The sequence below is a fragment of the Thermomonas sp. LB-4 genome, from assembly GCF_036409385.1.
In the GTDB taxonomy this organism is placed as follows: Bacteria; Pseudomonadota; Gammaproteobacteria; order Xanthomonadales; family Xanthomonadaceae; genus Thermomonas.
This window is the reverse complement of record NZ_JAXOFT010000053.1, coordinates 1-1,579: the sequence shown is the minus strand read 5'-3', so window position 1 is coordinate 1,579 and position 1,579 is coordinate 1. Positions and strand designations below refer to the sequence as shown.

The window sequence follows — 1,579 nt, the reverse complement described above, 5'->3', positions numbered from 1 at the left end:
CGAGGCTGTGTGAAAACCCCGCCTCCACTGGCATGATCTGAGTACCGGTTGATGGGTGCTCTGCATGAAGCGATTCGTCGATGGAATAGATCGATCCCAAGGGCTTCTGCTCCCTGATCGGCTGGAGGACTACGTCCACGAGGACAACCCGGTGCGGGTCGTCGATGCATTCGTCGAGGCCCTCGACCTGAGCGCGCTGGGCTTCGAGGCCGCCAATCGCGCGGCAGGTGGTCGGCCTGCGTATCACCCGGCCACGCTGCTCAAGATTTACATCTACGGCTACCTCAACCGCATCCAGTCCAGCCGGCGCCTGGAGCGGGAAGCGCAACGGAACCTCGAACTGATCTGGCTGACGGGGCGGCTGGCTCCCGACTTCAAGACCATTGCGGACTTCCGCAAAGACAACGGTGGCGCGATCACCGCGGTGTGCAGCCGGTTCATCGCGCTGTGCCGGAAGATGAAGGTCTTCTCGCATGCGGTCGTGGCGATCGACGGCAGCAAGCTCAAGGCGGTGAATAGCCGGGATCGCAACTTTACGGTCGGCAAGGTCAAGGGGCGCCGGAAGCAGCTGGAGGAGAGTGTTGCCCGCTACCTGGCCGAGCTGGATCGGGCAGATCGCGATGCCACCTTGCTGCCAGAGGGGCGCGTGCCTCACCTGAAGGACAAGCTGGCGAAGTTGCGCGTACAGATGGACAAGCTCGACACCATCGAACGGCAACTTCTGGATGCGCCAGACCACCAGATCTCGCTGACGGATCCGGACGCACGGTCGATGACCTCGAGCGGACGCGGGACCGGTACTGTCGGCTACAACGTGCAGGCGGCGGTGGACGCCGAACACCACCTGATCGTCGCCCACGACGTCACCAATGCCGGGCATGACCGCACCCAGCTCTCGACCATGGCGAAGCAGGCCAGGGAGGCGCTCGGGACCGAGCGCATGACTGCACTGGCCGACCGTGGCTACTTCAACGCACCCGAGATCCTGGCCTGTGAGCAGGCCGGCATCATCCCGCTGGTGCCCAAGCCACTCACCTCGAACAGCAAGGCCGAAGGCCGGTTCGACAAGCGGGACTTCACCTACGACCCGGCAACGGATGCGTACGAATGCCCGGCAGGCGAGCGTGCGACCCATCGCTTCACGACCGAAGAGAACGGGTTGACGTTGCACAAGTACTGGTCGTCCGCCTGCCCCCGCTGCTCGATGCGGACAAGGTGCACCACCTCCAGCGATCGGCGGATCACGCGCTGGGAGCATGAGCACGTGCTCGAGACGATGCAGATGCTGCTGCATGCCAGGCCGCAGGCTGCGGTGGCGCGACGTCAGACGGTGGAACACGTCTTCGGCACGCTCAAATCGTGGCTTGGCACGACGCCATTGCTGACGAAGACCCTTCCGAAGGTTCGAACAGAGATCAGCTTGGCGGTGTTGGCCTACAACATGAAGCGGATGATCAAGATCATGGGAACGCAGGGGATGGTGCGGGCCATCGCGGCCTGAGCACCATGAAATTTTCCTGCGCCATCAGACCGCGATACTGCACGAAGTTCGTCGCAGACGAGTTTTTACACAGCCTCG

The 1,579-nt window shown here is 63.0% G+C and carries 1 protein-coding gene; it reads left to right on the top strand.

What is annotated here, in order from left to right:
- Window positions 1-64: 64 nt before the first annotated feature.
- Window positions 65-1,501: an IS1182 family transposase gene (locus SPK54_RS13570; RefSeq protein ID WP_330948400.1), complete on the top strand. Its 1,437-nt coding sequence runs from the start codon at window positions 65-67 to the stop codon at window positions 1,499-1,501.
- Window positions 1,502-1,579 lie beyond the last annotated feature (78 nt).

Coding starts and splice junctions, on each gene's coding strand:
- SPK54_RS13570 (WP_330948400.1), top strand. CDS start 65: ATGAAGCGATTCGTCGATGGAATAGATCGATCCCAAGGGCTTCTGCTC.